Here is a 16,284-nt window from a genome sequence, read left to right as displayed (position 1 = left end):
CATAATAGTAGGAAAAATTTATCTTACTATAAAACCAGGAGGAATCATTAACATGACAGTATTTTCTTTGGTAGATAATATATTTATAAAATTAGTTATTTTAACCATTTCATTTGATACGTTATTGGGATGCTTAAATGCAATAAAAAATCATAAGTTTAATTCAAGTCTTGGAATAGATGGAGGAATTAGAAAAGTAGCAATGATAGCATGTGTATTTTTTTTGTCAGTGCTTGATGTTCTTACAAATTTCAACTTCTTATTTATGCTACCACAGGACTGGATCAACTTTCTAAAATTAAATCGCCTTGGAATATCTGAATTTTTCTCTATTTTATTCATTTTATATGAAAGTGTAAGTATATTAAAAAATATGTATTTATGTGGATTACCAGTACCTAAGAGATTAAAGGAAAAAATAGTAGTTTTACTAGATACAATAACAGATGAATTGAATGTTAAGGATGGAAAGTAAGCAATGGTAGATATAATAAAGATGTTAACAAATAAAAAGTGTTATCCAAACAAAAATAGCCCCAAATTTATAGTTATACATGAGACTGACAATGAGGACAAGGGAGCAGATGCTAAGAGACATGCACAAGCACTTAATAATGGTAACTTAGAAGCAAGTGTTCATTATTATGTTGATGATAAAGTAATATATCAAACACTAGACCACAAAAATGGAGCTTGGGCAGTTGGTAAAAGCTATGGTACTGCACTAATTCAAGGAGTAACAAACTACAATAGCATAAACATAGAAATATGTGTAAATAAAGATGGAAATTATACAAAAGCAAGACAAAATGCAATAGATTTAACTAAAAAGTTAATGAAAGATTTAAATATAAGTTCAGACAAAGTGATTAGGCATTATGATGCTAAGAAAAAATATTGTCCTCGTAATATACTTGATAATCCTTCTCTATGGATAGATTTTAAAAATCAAATAAAAAATAGTAAAAAGGATGATAAAATAATAAGATACACAATTGTTTATGATGGAGAAGTGGATAAAATATCAGCTGAAGTCATTAGTTGGAATTATAAAGAAGAAGAATATTTAGTATGTGATATAAGAGATTACAAACCAGGCATGACACAAAATTTATATGTTGTAGGTGGAAGAGCATGTGAGAAGATAAATTCTATAACTAAAGAAAAATATACTATGATAAAAGGCGAAGATAAATTTGATACACTTTACAAGGCATTAAAGTTCATTAATAGATAGAGTTGGCAGCTTTAACATATATTCAGTAAATTTGTCTAAAGTAATGAAAAATGACATTAAGTAAGCTATACTTATAATGTAGAATATAAATAATTGGAGGGATAGACCAATATGTTTCAAATAGAAGTTGGTAAAAAATTAGAAGCAGAAGTACCAGATGGTTTAAGTATTACTTTTAGTGAAACTGGATTTAGAGCTATATTTAAATTAGACAATTTATCAGAAAAAGAAATAATGGAATTTCGAAAAGGTAATTTAAGAATAGATGTATCTTTTTTAGACAAAATTATTTTCTTCGTATTTACAAATACAATGGGTATAGGAGATGCAGATATACCATTTACAATTCATTTATCTAAATGTAAAGAATTTCAAGAACTTGAAGAAAATGAAGGATATGCAATGGATCTAATGTTAGTAGAAGCTAATAATAATATTGTAAAAGGTTTCAGACGTGTTGGTCTTAATGTAAATACATCTAAATATTTAAAAAAATGTGCAATGGAACAATTATCACATGATTTTAATAAGGATGAACATGTGAGAAAGATCAAGGAAATACAAAGAAAATACAACTCAAGAGAAATAAAAAAATTAGCAGGAGCATATTCTAAGTTTGAAAGAAAACAGTAATTATAATATAAGTATTAATAAATCATTGCAAAAAAAATTAATTATGTTTTATTCAAAGAAGATGTGAAAATAAATGACAATGTAGCTTTAAAAAATACATTGACACTGATAATATTATAGAGTTAGATATATGATTTGTACATATAAAGAGAAATAAAATATCTTAATTTAGTATTGTATAGAGAGTTACTTGATTAAAATTAAAATAAAAGCTACAGGATAAGAAAATCTGTAGCTTTTTAAGTTATTATTTATTTGATTAGTTTTAGCTTTGTTATATTTATCTAATTTATAAATTTAATTATAATATATGCTAATATTTTTGCTACAAACCATTTAAATTCAGGCTCGATTCCTAAATCCATTAATATATGGGAGATAAGAATTTCAATCACTTTACCTAAGAAAATATTTATAAACCTCGGAAATTTATAAGGTATTTTATGATTCATTATTAATATTTTGTTTACTTTTAAATTAAAGTTAATACAATTTTGTTTTCCATCGCAATATTTTAAAACTAATTTTAATTTACGTTTACCCATCCCATTAGTTTTAATCTTTCTTTTTTTCATATTTTTTTCCTCCGTTATTTGTAGTCAACATAAATTCGTAATAATTAATCGAAATAATCACAGAAATTTACATTGCTATATATATCAAGAAAATATGAAAAAAAAATTGCTGATTTTTTTGCTTTTTTATTTTTAAAGTTTTTTAATAAATCTGATTCGAATTAGGTTTTTTAATGTATAATTTAATAAGAAATTGATAAAGGAGAATTTTATGCTATTATTAAATATAATTTTTATCTGCATAGTATTTTTTATTTTATGTTTTTTTTTTAAAAACAAATTTACTTTTATGTGTACACTAATCACATTAACTTTTTACACATTTTTAATTTCATTTATAAGTTTATTCATTTTAATAAATTATAAATTTATGAAATCATCAATATTAGTATACTTTATACCTACATTTTCATTAATTGCATACTTATATTTTGGTGTCTTTATTAATAAAATAATGCTTATCTTTTTTAGTAGAAAATTTTATGCATTAAAAAATATTGAATATAATTTCAATATTTTAAGATACCATTTAATTTTAATTTTTGTAATACTCTTTATCTATTTAAATATTAATGGCTTTTTTTATAAAAAAGATTTAAATGACACAGTTTTTTTAGTGAGAAATGTTTTTTTTACAATCATTCCATTAGCTATGATAAATATAACTCCTATATTTGATATAGATTCTTTGTCAAATAGATGGATTAAGAGATTTGAGCCTACAAAATAATATACTTAAAACAAATGATAGTTTATCAATATAAGGAAATGAGTCCTGCTTTAAGAATTCATTTCTTTATTCAGCTTTTCTTACCTTTACTCCTTCTTTTTCGTTACTTAACCTTTTAAACTCCAATATATTAATAAATATATTCCCAATTACTCGTCTTTTAATCTATTAGTAATATAGAGCTTATTGTTTAAAGTGTTTAGTCATATATGCTGACTAATTGCTTTCCTGCATTTTTCAATTTTAAATAATTCAATTACTTTTATACCTCAAAAACATTTATATTAAAGTGCAGTAGGTCCTAATATATTAAAAGATTTTTCAAAAAAAAAATAAATCTGCCCCATATTATTTATGTAAATAAAAAATAAGCTATTTTAAGCAAACAAAGAATTAAATTGCATTAGTCAATTAAATAATGAGGGGGGTAATTATATTAAAAAGAGATTAATTAAGAAAAAATTGGTATAATAAAAAAAAGAGGTGTTAAAATGAAACAGATATTAGAAGAAAAATCTAAAATTACTAAAATATCAAAGGAATATAAGCGAACTAGAATTGAAGAAAAAAACAGAGAATGGACTCAAAAACTAAATGATATACTCAGTAAGGGTGATTTTTCTAATGAGGAATTACATAAAATCAAAAATTTAATTCCAGAAGAGATATTGACTAGTGAAAATGTTGGCGAAGTTGTGACAGAAGATGGTTACGCTAAGCCTGAATATGACGAAGTATTTAAATCATTATTTACTTTAAATAATGATTACGATTTACTCATTAACTTTATCAATGATATTCTCAAAGATGCTCCACATGCTAATAGAAATATTAAACCTTTTACTCAAATAAAAAAAATAATCCGAGTTGAAACTGATCCAACGATTAATTATGTTGGTGAGAAAAGACCTAGACTTGATATTTTGGCTGAAGATGAAGAAAATAATCACATTAATATTGAGATGCAAAGAGCTTTTGAGGACGATTACTTAGAAAGAGCTGAATATTATCTTAGTCGTGTGCATGGTAGAAAATTAGAAGAAGGTAAAGAATACAAAGAAATTGGAAAAACTATTGGAATACACATATTAAATCATGTAAAATATAATCAAATAGATGATTATATAAATTGTATGAGACTAACTATGGATGGTCATCCAAATATTTATTCAGAAAAAACGGCATTGTACTTTGTAGAGCTTCCTAAAATTAACAGACATAACAATATAGTAAATAGAATCATGTTGTGGGGAAAATTAATTAGTAATCCTTCTAATTTAGATGTTAGGTTTATAGCTAAGAATGATTCTGTTGTTAAGAAAGCTTTAGATAGGCTAAAAGAGCTAGGAAGCAATGAAGACTATTTATTAAATTTAAAGCGAGGTGCATATATTATGAATAAAAGTAGAAACTTCAAAGAAGAAATTTTTAAAGAAGGCATTGAAAAAGGGAAAAGAGAAGAGAAATTTAATTTTATCATAAAGTTAAAAAATAAAGGTTATAATTTAAATGAAATATGTGACATTATAGATGATTTAAATAAATCAGAGGTCGAAAAAGTATATAATCAAAACTAATAAAAATAAAACATTAACTAAATAGTTAATGTTTTATTTCTTTAAATCTAAATGTAATAGTTTCGCAGTTATATTTTACTCCATAAAATAATAGTTCACCAAGAAATGTTAAACTTGAATAAAGGTGGTATATTTATATGAGTAAAATAGAAAATGTAATTAAAATTATATTACTTCTAAGAAAAAATGAAAATTTAAACTCTAGTGAAATATACAAAACTAGGTATACTGGAGAGAAAAGTAAAGGAATATATATGTCAACTAAGAAAGGCTGGAGTTGACATCAAAAGTAAACCAGGTATTAAGGGAGGATATTGTATAGAAGAGTGTTCATTTTGTATTAGATAAATGAAGATATTAAAATATAAGAAGAAATTTTAAAGAAGGTACGAAAGATAGATGACTATTAGAGTTGCAAAAGAAAAAAATTATAAACTACTTTAAAGGATAGGTGTTTAACATGAAAAAGGAACTATTAGCTGGACCATGTAATTTAAATGTCAATAAAAAAGAGCAAACATTAGTTGAACATATTAAAGATTTATTTGAAGTATTAGAATCTATATTAGACCCAGATTTGTATTCATATAAAGATATAGAAATACTAAAGATATGCTGTGCTTTGCATGATCTAGGAAAAATTAATTTAATTGTTCAACAAAAAATAGAGATTAATAATAAAATATCATCTAGTTTTTCAAAAGAAGAAATAGAAAAATTAGAATATAAAAAAAAATCTTTAGAAAAGATAGCAAGACACAATGTATTTTCTGGAGCATTTTTGCAATCAATATTGGAAAAAATGAATTTATCAGAAGAAGATAAGTTATACATATATAAAACTATAATGTTACATCATGGAAACTATATAGATTATATGAAATTAACTACTACTAAAGTGCAAGAAGAAATTTATAAGTATATTGAGAGTGGAATTTTAGAAAATAAAGATTCTTTCAATCTAGAAGATATAGAAAATTATATAAAATACATTTTAGATATAGAATTTAAATTCAATGAAGATATGTTAGATTATGATTATCTAGACAAAGTAAGCGAGAATATGGTTATAGAAAGTGATTATAACAATGGTCAAATAGATGACTCGGTTTTAAATGATAGAAGGTCTAAACATATTTTTTATAAAGGAATGTTAAATTTAATAGACCATAGAGCTCAAAGTATAAATAAAGATATAAAATTCTATAATGATTTTACAGATAAAGAAATTGATGAGATGATTTTAATTGATATCTGTAAGAATCATTCTGATTTAGAAAAAAGTAATGTAGAATTTAATATTATACAAAAAAGACTGAGAGAGCTATCTGGAAAAAATGTATTGACTGTTGACTTTACAAACTCAGTAAAAATGTATGCTGATGATAGAAAACGATTTAAAAGAAAATTATTTTTGGTTTCAAATCAATTATCATTAGAAAGTCTTTACATAAAAAATATATTTAAGAATAAAAATAATTTAGATAGAAGAAATGATGATTGTATTGGGTTAATTGATGGTGATATAAACTTATATTCATATACTGAAAACAATAAAGAACTAGATTTTGTAGTAACATCAAAGGATATAGATTTAAGTGTAAACTTTTGTAAACCATATATAATTGCAACAATTGACCAGTTATTACTTAGTATGTTTAAATTTCCAGGATATGAAATGACATTTGCAGCTATTAAAAATTCATCTATAACTGTTGATGAGGTACATTTGTTGCATCCAAAGATATTTTTGATTTTAATATATTTTATGCAATTTGCATGTAAATATTTAAACGTTGACTTTCACTTAATGACAACTATACTTCCAAAACCGTATAAAGATCAAATGATAAGTAAGGGCATTATTTTTCAAGAAGAATGTAATGAAAACATTACTGCTAAAGGAGAAATAGTTTTTATTGAGAGCAACAAGGAAGAAGAACTTTGTGAAGGTAAAAATGTAAAGGTCTCTTTTATAAAGGAAGAAGAAATTAAGTTAATAGTTGAAGAAGCTTTAGAAAAGAAACAAAGGATTCTAATAATAAAAAATACTATTGATTCAGCTAATAGTTCATATGAGTTTTTAAAAGAAAACTTATCAGATAAATATAATGGTATAGATATAAATGTTTTGCATAATAGATTTAAATTCAAAGATAAAAAAGATAAATATAGTAAAATATTAAATGGAAAAGGGGATATTTTGATATCTACTCAAGAAATATCATTAGACTTAGATTTCAATATAGTAATAAGTGATTTAGCACATATGGATTGTTTAATACAAAGGATGGGTAAATGTAATATAAATAATAAATATGAATATGGAAATTTTTATATTCTACCTAGTGAAGATAACTTTTATGATAATAAACTTAAGAATACAACTAAAGATATCTTAAATAATACCTTAAAGACTAATTCTATTTTTACAATGAGTCTTAGAAAAAATATTTTGGATTATTATTATGATAATGGTATAGTTAAAAAATATTTTGAAGACAGTTTTAGCAATTGTGATAAAGAAATTAAGAATATTTTTGGTATATATAAAACTCATTTTGATGGTTTAGACCTAATATTTAATTTTGAACCTTATAAAAATATTATTGATAATGAGAAAGAAGCATCTAAGCTTTTCAAATCTACTGAAATAAGCTGTAAAATAATTCTAGAAGAAGATTTTTATAAGGAAGATAGAGACTTGCGAAATGATTCAATTCAAGTATCAGGATTTATATTTAATAGATTTTATTATCTAGGATTAATAACTCCATTAGAAGGATATATGATACTAAAATCTAGCAATAAGTTTGAATATAATAGTACTGTAGGTCTAATCTTACAATAAATGTATATCAAATATATAAATAAAGACAATATACTATAATTTAGTGTATTGTCTTTATTATTAAGAAAGCTTTAGATAGGTTAAAAGATCTAGGAAGAAATGAAGAATATTTATTAAATCTGAAAAGAGGTGCATATATTATGAATAAAAGTAGAAACTTCAAGGAAGAAATTTTTAATGAGGGTATCGAAAAAGGTATTGAAAAAGGTAAAAGAGAAGAAGCTAGAAGAAAAGATCATAAGTTAATTGTAATGCTAAAGAAAAATGGTTTTAAATTAGATGATATATTAAGCAAATTTGACGATTTTGATTTAAGTGAAGATGAAATTAAAGAGATCTATAATAACAATTAATCTAAAAACATTAGCTAGATAGCTAATGTTTTTTCATAAAATTAATGTCTAATACGCTTTCCTTTGTTTTTGTAAAATGATATAATTCCTCCTTTCATGGCATAAGAAAAACAGTCAATCATATAGACTAACTGCTTATGGTATTTAATATGAAGTTATAGACAAGCTGGGATTTACTTTAGTCAATAATCATTTTAATAGACGAACATTTCCCGCTGTTACATTTGCTTTCAGATACGCTACAAGCGGCAACTCCCAATGTAATGTCCAACAATGCTTTTATTATGATTTTATCCCCGGCTTTAGAAATAGGCGTTTCCACTGAAATACTACCATTAGTATTGATTTTCGTGTGCATAAATAAATTGACAGGTGTAATAATGGCTCGCTGTTCTTCAAGGGCGTTATTGATATTGTCGAAACAGTTTGGGTGTCCTTCGCCATTATGGTAGAAGAAATCATACATTTCTAGTCGGCAACATGGGTGGAATAAATCATGTTCTCCAACATCATCAGAAAGGACTTTCATCATAGGTTGGTATAGATTGGTGTAAATAATATCTCCAATTTTTAATTTCAAAGACTCGTTACAATCAATCGTCACTCCAGTTGAAAGAAATTCATTTGGACTACCTGTCACTTCTGCAAAAAAATCAACCACTTGACCGCCTTCAATATCAATCACTGTAATATTTTGTCCTTGCTTAACATCAATTTTTATTCCTGAACATGCTGGTATTATATATTCTTTACTCATTCTCCTTCCCCCCCACAAATTCTAATTTATGAGGATATTATACAGCTATTCAATACTATTAGCAACTCAAAACAATAGTTACCTATTTTTTACCCTGTTTTTAAATAATTATTATATATTTTAAAAAAATATTTTACTTGGTACAGATATAGTTCACAAGCATTGTTATAATTAAGTTAAGATAACTTAGAAAAATTAATTTACTTAATTATAAAAATATTTTCTCAAAAAAAATATGAAAATGCCCCATATTATTTATAAGAAAAAATAAGCTAATTTTAGCAAATAAAAAACTAAGTTGCATTAGACAGCTAAATAAAAAAAGAGGTGTAAATATGATAAAATAAGTAAAGGAATTAAGTTTAAGAAGAACCTAAACTTAAAATTATATAAAAATAATCTAATTCGTAAAAATAAAAAATAATTGTATGAGGTGAAAAAATGAATGAAGAAATGAGATATGAATTTGAAACATCGAGAGGAATTTGCGAACTTGTAATATCAAAAAACTTAAAGGGAAAAAAATTTGAAATCGAAACATTGGTGATAGATGGGAATTTATTAAAAGATAGAGGAGAAAGGTGGGCTGAGTTTACTTATTACTGCATGGAATTTGTAATTGAACTTGGGCATGAGGTTGCTAAACAAGCAGGAAAATTATTTAATATGAAAAAAAAGAAATTTTATATTAAAGCTCCACCTGAACTTGAAAAAATGAGAGAAGCATTTTTAAAAGAAGCTTATAAAATAGAAAGAGACTATTATAACAATGTTTGGGAAAATTTAGGCGAAGATGAAACTATTGAATTAGTAATTGGAACATCTCGTTTTTACATTAACAACAAAGAAATAAATCAAAGCACTAATTTAAAAGAATTAATGGATGAAATAGATAAAGTTGCATATGAGGTAGGAGGAATATTTAAAAAAAGGAAAACTTTCGAGTTTGCAGATACTTGCCAAATTACTAAAAAAACTTTATTGGAAGCAGCAGAAAAAGCAAAACAAATTTTAGCTGAAAAGCAAGAAAAAATTGAGAAACAAAAAGAAGATAGAAAGCAAAAAGAACAGGAAGAAATAGCAAGATTAATTGAAGAGGCAAAAAGAACAGGACAAAAGCAAGTAGTAAAAAGTTGGGCTGTATCTTGCAACGACCCAAATGAAGCTTGCGACTTAGATATAATGACGGAAATGATAGACGAAAATGGCAAAATAGAGATAATTAGAAGCCACACATATTAAGCAATAAGTGTTAGAAGATATCTACATAGAGGTTGTATGTTAAAATTAAGTGTACAGCCTTTTTTAAATTAATATAAGAATATAGTTTAACAGTTATTATTATAAAAACAGAAGTGGAAAATAGAGACTTACAAAATGATTAGATTCAAGTATCAGTATTTATATTTAATAGATTTTATTACCTAGGATTAATAAGCATATTAGAAAGATATATGATACTAAAATCTAGAAATAAGAAAGATATAAATAAAGACAAGATACTATAATTTATTATCTTGTCTTTATAATTTAGTGTTCAAAAACTATAATTAAGTTTTTTAAAATTTATTATAATTAATATTATATCTACTAGGAATGTTTATATTAATATCACATAAAATATATTACTCCTGTTCTTTTACCTCTTCTATAATTTTAAAAAAGTTTTTGTGATAAATAACATCTACTTCAGTTATTGTATATAAAAATTCTTCTTCTCCTCCTTTTTCTAAAACTTTAATAGATAAATATATATTATTTAAAAATTCTTCAAATTTGTTTTGTAGATTATATTCAAGAACATCATATTCATCAATTTCATCAATTTTATCAATTTCATTTTCATAATCACATTCAAAATTTCTCCAATAAGCCTCTTCAACTAAATCATCTATTTCTAATTTGTATAGAGTCTTACCTTGATAATTTTTTAGTTCTTTTATAAAATTATCTTTATAACCTTTAATTTTCACATATCTTTTAAGCATTTGATATATTTCAGTACAAATATCATTCTTTATTTTTTCTCTTGCTGAAAATTCACTTACTTCTTCTTGTTCTATAACATCTTCGATAATATCATCAAAAATAATAATAACATCATATAATAATTCATTTAGATTTATATAATTGTGTGGATTCATTTTATAATAATAAAAGAAAAACATTTTTTCATTTTTTATAAAAAATCCTCCTGTTATTTCTCCCAAATCTTCATAATCAACACGTTCTAACATACTATTTAATTTGTTTTCTATGTCTACTCCAAACATATCAAAATAATCATACTCTTTCATTTTTTTACTTTCCATTTTATCAACCTCTCATAATTAATTATTTTTTATTACTTAAGACACAATAGTTCTCATTTTTTATCTTTTTCATAATTATTCATATCTAAACATCTCCTTCTTATTGCTGACATATACAGCTTACTTATAATTACTAGAAAATCAGCTTATTTTTTCTTATAAGTAATATGGGGCATTTCTTGATTTTTTTTGAAAATATATTTGATTTCAGATATTTGTATAAAAATCATGTTATAATATATATGCTATAAGCATACTTTTTTATCTTTTAGATAACTTTTTGAATAGGGGGAAGTATTATTTATGTTTTTATCAATAGCCATTTGTGAAGATGAAGAATCTTGCATGGATATAATAAAAAAATATCTTGATAAAATTATCAATGGTATTGAAATAGATTATAATATAAATCTATTTTATTCAGCTGAAGAGCTTATTAAAAATTATCCTAATGAATTAGATTTACTTATTTTAGACATAAAAATGGAAGGTATTAATGGCATGGAAGCAGCAAAGACAATTAGAGCTTTTGACAAGATAGTAGATATTATTTTTATTACTTCAATGACAAATCATATTTTAGATGCTTTTGATGTGAGAGCTTATAGGTATTTATTAAAACCTATTGATTATGGAATCTTTAAAAACTATATAGATTCATTTATAAATGATTTCATATTTAGAAATAATAATATACATATTGAATCAAAACATGTAGGACACAATTCAAGTTTATTTCTTAAAACAAGTGAAATTATCTATATAGAAGTAATGAAAAAAACAGTAATTATACATACAGAAAAAAGAAATCATGTATTATCAACTAGTTTAAGCAGTTTAGAAGATAAGCTTAAAGATTATGGATTTTTTAGATGCCATAATAGTTTTTTAGTAAATCTAAGAAAAGTAGTAAAAATCGAAAAAAATACAGCATTTATGGAATATGACAATAGATTAATAGAAATACCAGTAAGTAAATATAAAGTCAAAGATTTTAAAAATAAAATAACTTTATTTTTAGGAGGATTATTATGATAAAAAACAACTTCTTCTGGACAGTTTTTATATTTATATCTTTTTGCATAGAGTGGTTTATGTGTAAAAAAACATTAGATTACAATAGTGAGAGTAAAAGTAATTCCAGGATAACATTTATGTTCATTCTGGTAATTTTTTTTGCAAATACACTATACATCTTAGATATATTTCCAAATACTAGAGTTATAATATCTATATTTACGACCATAATAATAGCTAAACTTGGATATAATATAAAACTAATAAAGGCAATTTGTATCTCAATCATATATTGGATGTTATTGATTTGTATAGATGCCTTAAGTATGAGCTTTACAATCTGGATAAATCTAATAAATGATATGAGTATTCTACTAACAAATAATATTTATAGAATTGAGTCAATTATAATTGGTAAAGTTCTTTTAATTACTGTTTTATATTTATACAAATCATACTTTTTTGAAATTGACTCAGATGTGAACAGAAAAATATTAACTTATATGTCAATTCCTATTTTCACAAATATAGTTTTATTTTTCATAATTTTTAAATATATCTTTAAGTATTCAGAAGGAACTTTAATAGACAAAAACCAGCTTTTTACAATTGCTACAGTATTATTCTTATCTAGTATTTCATTGATTTCTCTCATAAAGAAAATACAAACAGATAATAAATTACTCATGGAAAATAATATGATTGAGAAAATATCTAGCATGAAAAATGAATATTACAAAAACATTGAATCAAAACAACTTAAAATAGAGTTGTTAAGCCATGATATGAAAAATCATATTTCATGTATAGAAGGTATGTATGAAAACAACATTGATATAAGACCTTATTTAAATAATATAAAAAAAACAATTAGAAATAATAATATATATCATACAGGGAATGTTACATTGGATATTATACTAAACGATAAGAAAGATCTTTGTGATAAATATAATATAAACTTTATAGCATTAATAGATTTTAGCAAATGTAAATTTATTAAAGATATAGATATATGCGATATATTTTCTAACATATTAGATAATGCAATAGAGGCTTGCAATAAAATCACTTTAGATCCTAAAGAAATTATTTTAAAGGGGAATGTAATAAACGATTTTTATATAATTAAAGCAGAAAATACTAAAATAAATGACATCTTAATTAAAGGCAATGACATTTTAACCGACAAAACTGATACATTAAAACATGGTTTTGGAATAAAAAGTATAAAAAATTCAATTAATAAATATGATGGAACATGCTTAATTGAACATAATAAAAGTAGATTTACTATGATAATTTCTATACCTATGCCCAGTTAAGCCTTATATTGTCCAGTTGTGCTAAATTATTGAAACTACAGTTATAAAATGATATTGTTTATATATCAAAAAAGTAGGTGAAAATAATGTTCAAAAAAATGGCTATAAAGATTACAACTGCATTAGTTGAAAACAAACTAATTACTATTAAAGAATACAATATTTATAGTTATGGTTTCGAGGTAATAATTGCTTCATTCATAAATATAATATTAGCATTAACTTTAGCACTTATACTTCATAAATTTATTCATATATTGCTATTTTTAATATGTTATTGCTCAGTAAGGCAATTTTCTGGTGGATATCATGCTAATAATCACAAAAACTGTATATTTATTTTTTTATCAATTGTATTAATTACTATATATGCTTCAAATTATATAAGCACAGTAAATCACATTCCAATTATTATATTTTCACTATTAAATTACTTTGGTATATTTTTTTTAGCTCCTCTTGAACATAAAAATAATCCTTTAAACTTGGATGAAAAAAGAAGATATAGTAAAATATCAAAGTTATTAGCAACAATAATTTTATTTATTGTAGTTGCAAGCTTCATTTCAAGAACTAAAACTGACTATACTTTATTTTGTTTATCAGCTTTATTTTGGATAAATATAATGCTAATTTTAGGAAATATACAAATAAGGAGGGATAAAAATGAACAAATATTCATTAAAGATACTTAAATGTCTAAGTTTATTATCTTTAGTAACAGCTCTTATGTCAGTTAATACAACATGCACCTGGTTTAATCATCAACCAAATTTACCTGATGATTTAAGAAAATTTAAAAGTTATGGTAAGTAGATGAAAATATAATATAAGGTAGAGTATAAAAACACTAATACTCTATCTTAAGTAAAAAATACTTTATATACTCATTATTTTTATCAATAGGTACATCTAACATTATAGCTAAATTCATACAATCTATATGACCTTTTAAAAATAAATCTTTTATTATTAAGTTATTTAATTCATCATCTAATCTAATATACTCATTTAATATATCTCTATCTATATGTGATAGAAAATCATTTATATCTATCTTTGAAATAACTTCAGCAGCCTCTAAGTATTCAGAATTTTTTTCTCGAAAATTTTTAATTGCTATATTTGAGAATTTATTTAAATCTTCAAGGCTTTCAAATTTAGATAGCATATACAATTTAATAAAATTTTTATATCCTTTTTTATATTGGAAATCAAATTCTATGCCATTAATGATATTTTTTTGATCTCTATAAAAATCAAATTTTTCTCTTTCAGTTAATGATAGTTTATTATATATGGAATTAAAAAGCTCAAAATATGAATTAAAAAGTGCTTTATTTTTTCTTTTTAATTCTATTAAATTATTGTTTTGACACTCGCTTAAGAAATTATCAAATTCTTCACTGATACTAAATTTATAAACTATATCTTCCACTTTTTCATGCACCCCATCCACGCATTAATAGTATATATATTAATATTAAAAATACTGTTAGTATATTTTTTTGACACGTATAGTATATCATTAAAATAAATCATCTTCAATGAAGAATATAAAATTTTATAAACAATTATTAAAATTTAATCAGGAAGGATGTAAATGTTAGAATTGGATAAAATAGAAGTTATACTCGGTAAAAGAATAAGAAATTATAGAAAAAAACTAGGATATAGCCAAGAAGTGTTGGCACAAAAATCAGATTTAGTTACTACATATATTGGACAAATTGAAAGAGGCGAAAAAAGAGCATCTCTTCAAACTATATTAAAAATAGCAAGTGCATTAGAGGTGCCTTTTGAAATATTATTTGAAAATATTGTATTAAATGACAACTATGTTGATACTATATCTTCTCAATGCTATGAGTTAATTGATAGTCTGACATTAAAAGAACAAAAAGCTATTCTTAAACTTCTAAAAGATGTTATCGAATATAGAAATTTATAAAACATGAATTGTCAGTTTTTTCTAAACTACTGTCATTCATTCTATAATAGTAGTTTGTTTTATATATTTATATAAGATTTATTAATGAGTAATATTTTTTAATTCAGCCTAAATAGTATATATATTTTTATAATAACACGCTACTAGCACATTATAATGACACTTATAGTATATTATTTAGATATAATATTTTAAAATATTACAAACTACTTATATAATTAATTAGGAAGGGTACAGATGTTAGAATTAGATAAAATAGAATCTATAATTGGAAAAAGAATAAGAAATCAAAGGAGAAGATTAGGATATAGTCAAGATGCATTAGCTAAAAAAATTGATTTATTTCCTACATACATTGGGCAAATTGAAAGAGGTGAGAGAAAGGCATCACTTCGCACAATATTAAAAATTGCAAATGCACTAGAAATGCCTCTTGAAGTTTTATTTGAAAATATCATACAAAATGAAGATCATATTGATACTATCTCCTCTCAATGTTATGAATTAGTTGACAGTTTGGAACTAAAAGAACAAAAGTCTATTCTTAAATTGTTGCAAGAAATCATTGAATATAGGAAACTATAAATATGGATACTGAAAGTAAAATTTTAATTGAAATTGGCAATAGGCTAAAAAAACAGAGAAAAAAACTAGATTTAACTCTTGAAGATATTGCTAACTTAACAGGTCTATCAAAAGGATATATTTCAAATATTGAAAAGGGAATAAAATCTCCTAGTCTTCTTACTTTTATAAAGCTTATTGATGTGTTAAATATCTCATCTGATTATATTTTAAAAGAGAAAAATGAACTTAATAAAGTTCAAATCAGCACTGATAATATAGATGAGAGTATAAATGATTTAGATGGTAAAGAATTAAACCTTCTAATTGATATTATAAGTTCAATTAAAAAAAATAGAAATTTAAAATAATAGAAATTTCATTATAAAAAGATGTCTTAAT

Annotated in this window: 19 protein-coding genes; 15 read left to right on the top strand and 4 right to left on the bottom strand. The window is 23.7% G+C overall.

What is annotated here, in order from left to right:
- Positions 1-52 precede the first annotated feature (52 nt).
- The 3 genes from ACTG48_RS20945 (at position 53) to ACTG48_RS20935 (ending at position 1,870) form a co-directional block, all read left to right on the top strand.
- Entirely contained in the window at positions 53-475 is a 423-nt protein-coding gene (locus tag ACTG48_RS20945) for a phage holin family protein (RefSeq protein WP_330400438.1), read from the top strand.
- 21 nt (positions 476-496) lie between these two features.
- A complete protein-coding gene (locus ACTG48_RS20940; RefSeq protein WP_158245591.1) occupies positions 497-1,237 on the top strand; it encodes a peptidoglycan recognition protein family protein in 741 nt (246 codons plus the stop codon).
- Between the two features lie 111 nt (positions 1,238-1,348).
- A complete protein-coding gene (locus ACTG48_RS20935; protein ID WP_102822264.1) occupies positions 1,349-1,870 on the top strand; it encodes a hypothetical protein in 522 nt (173 codons plus the stop codon).
- A gap of 284 nt (positions 1,871-2,154) precedes the next feature.
- Here ACTG48_RS20935 and ACTG48_RS20930 read toward each other — a convergent pair whose 3' ends face one another.
- Positions 2,155-2,445: a hypothetical protein gene (locus tag ACTG48_RS20930; RefSeq protein WP_102822263.1), complete on the bottom strand. Its 291-nt coding sequence runs from the start codon at positions 2,443-2,445 to the stop codon at positions 2,155-2,157.
- Between the two features lie 1,221 nt (positions 2,446-3,666).
- On the opposite strand from ACTG48_RS20930, the gene ACTG48_RS20925 reads away from it, so the two are divergent.
- The 4 genes from ACTG48_RS20925 (at position 3,667) to ACTG48_RS20910 (ending at position 7,956) form a co-directional block, all read left to right on the top strand.
- Positions 3,667-4,752, top strand: coding sequence for an Rpn family recombination-promoting nuclease/putative transposase (locus tag ACTG48_RS20925; protein ID WP_102822261.1), 1,086 nt, complete (start codon positions 3,667-3,669; stop codon positions 4,750-4,752).
- A gap of 137 nt (positions 4,753-4,889) precedes the next feature.
- Complete coding sequence (locus ACTG48_RS20920) at positions 4,890-5,033, top strand: hypothetical protein (protein WP_158245590.1); 144 nt, start codon at positions 4,890-4,892, stop codon at positions 5,031-5,033.
- Positions 5,034-5,212: 179 nt separating this feature from the next.
- Positions 5,213-7,603 (top strand): CRISPR-associated helicase Cas3', encoded by a 2,391-nt coding sequence (gene cas3, locus ACTG48_RS20915; protein WP_235684379.1) that lies wholly within the window; start codon positions 5,213-5,215, stop codon positions 7,601-7,603.
- A 140-nt stretch (positions 7,604-7,743) separates the two neighbouring features.
- A complete protein-coding gene (locus tag ACTG48_RS20910; protein ID WP_235684378.1) occupies positions 7,744-7,956 on the top strand; it encodes a hypothetical protein in 213 nt (70 codons plus the stop codon).
- Positions 7,957-8,134: 178 nt separating this feature from the next.
- Here ACTG48_RS20910 and ACTG48_RS20905 read toward each other — a convergent pair whose 3' ends face one another.
- Positions 8,135-8,713, bottom strand: a complete 579-nt coding sequence (locus ACTG48_RS20905) for a DUF1989 domain-containing protein (RefSeq protein WP_102822259.1) — start codon at positions 8,711-8,713, stop codon at positions 8,135-8,137.
- 441 nt (positions 8,714-9,154) lie between these two features.
- Between ACTG48_RS20905 and ACTG48_RS20900 the strand changes: the two genes are divergently transcribed.
- A complete protein-coding gene (locus ACTG48_RS20900; protein ID WP_021383398.1) occupies positions 9,155-9,955 on the top strand; it encodes an ATP synthase subunit B family protein in 801 nt (266 codons plus the stop codon).
- Between the two features lie 383 nt (positions 9,956-10,338).
- On the opposite strand, the gene ACTG48_RS20895 is transcribed toward ACTG48_RS20900, so the two are convergent.
- A complete protein-coding gene (locus ACTG48_RS20895) occupies positions 10,339-11,025 on the bottom strand; it encodes a hypothetical protein (protein ID WP_172693297.1) in 687 nt (228 codons plus the stop codon).
- Positions 11,026-11,328: 303 nt separating this feature from the next.
- On the opposite strand from ACTG48_RS20895, the gene ACTG48_RS20890 reads away from it, so the two are divergent.
- The 4 genes from ACTG48_RS20890 (at position 11,329) to ACTG48_RS20875 (ending at position 14,183) form a co-directional block, all read left to right on the top strand.
- On the top strand, positions 11,329-12,060 hold the full coding sequence (locus tag ACTG48_RS20890; RefSeq protein ID WP_172693296.1) for a LytR/AlgR family response regulator transcription factor: 732 nt from the start codon (positions 11,329-11,331) through the stop codon (positions 12,058-12,060).
- The gene (locus ACTG48_RS20885; protein ID WP_021383438.1) at positions 12,057-13,367 is read left to right on the top strand and encodes a sensor histidine kinase; all 1,311 of its coding nucleotides are present in this window, start codon (positions 12,057-12,059) and stop codon (positions 13,365-13,367) included. The genes ACTG48_RS20890 and ACTG48_RS20885 overlap by 4 nt, the downstream gene beginning before the upstream one ends.
- A gap of 86 nt (positions 13,368-13,453) precedes the next feature.
- The gene (locus ACTG48_RS20880) at positions 13,454-14,062 is read left to right on the top strand and encodes an accessory gene regulator ArgB-like protein (protein ID WP_021383425.1); all 609 of its coding nucleotides are present in this window, start codon (positions 13,454-13,456) and stop codon (positions 14,060-14,062) included.
- Positions 14,034-14,183 carry a cyclic lactone autoinducer peptide gene (locus ACTG48_RS20875; protein WP_021383344.1) on the top strand — a complete coding sequence of 50 codons (150 nt, stop codon included), beginning with the start codon at positions 14,034-14,036 and terminating at the stop codon, positions 14,181-14,183. Before ACTG48_RS20880 ends, ACTG48_RS20875 begins: the two co-directional genes overlap by 29 nt.
- A gap of 34 nt (positions 14,184-14,217) precedes the next feature.
- Here ACTG48_RS20875 and ACTG48_RS20870 read toward each other — a convergent pair whose 3' ends face one another.
- Positions 14,218-14,805, bottom strand: coding sequence for a hypothetical protein (locus ACTG48_RS20870; protein ID WP_102822258.1), 588 nt, complete (start codon positions 14,803-14,805; stop codon positions 14,218-14,220).
- 165 nt (positions 14,806-14,970) lie between these two features.
- Here ACTG48_RS20870 and ACTG48_RS20865 point away from each other — a divergent pair, with 165 nt between their 5' ends.
- The 3 genes from ACTG48_RS20865 (at position 14,971) to ACTG48_RS20855 (ending at position 16,253) form a co-directional block, all read left to right on the top strand.
- Entirely contained in the window at positions 14,971-15,318 is a 348-nt protein-coding gene (locus tag ACTG48_RS20865; protein WP_172693294.1) for a helix-turn-helix domain-containing protein, read from the top strand.
- 237 nt (positions 15,319-15,555) lie between these two features.
- Positions 15,556-15,903: a helix-turn-helix domain-containing protein gene (locus ACTG48_RS20860; RefSeq protein ID WP_021383402.1), complete on the top strand. Its 348-nt coding sequence runs from the start codon at positions 15,556-15,558 to the stop codon at positions 15,901-15,903.
- A 2-nt stretch (positions 15,904-15,905) separates the two neighbouring features.
- Positions 15,906-16,253 (top strand): helix-turn-helix domain-containing protein, encoded by a 348-nt coding sequence (locus tag ACTG48_RS20855; protein ID WP_172693293.1) that lies wholly within the window; start codon positions 15,906-15,908, stop codon positions 16,251-16,253.
- The last annotated feature ends 31 nt before the right edge of the window (positions 16,254-16,284 follow it).

This window comes from Clostridioides sp. LIBA-6822 (assembly GCF_056688955.1).
The sequence above is the reverse complement of the archived record's forward strand: the minus strand, read 5'-3'. Positions and strand labels throughout refer to the sequence as shown.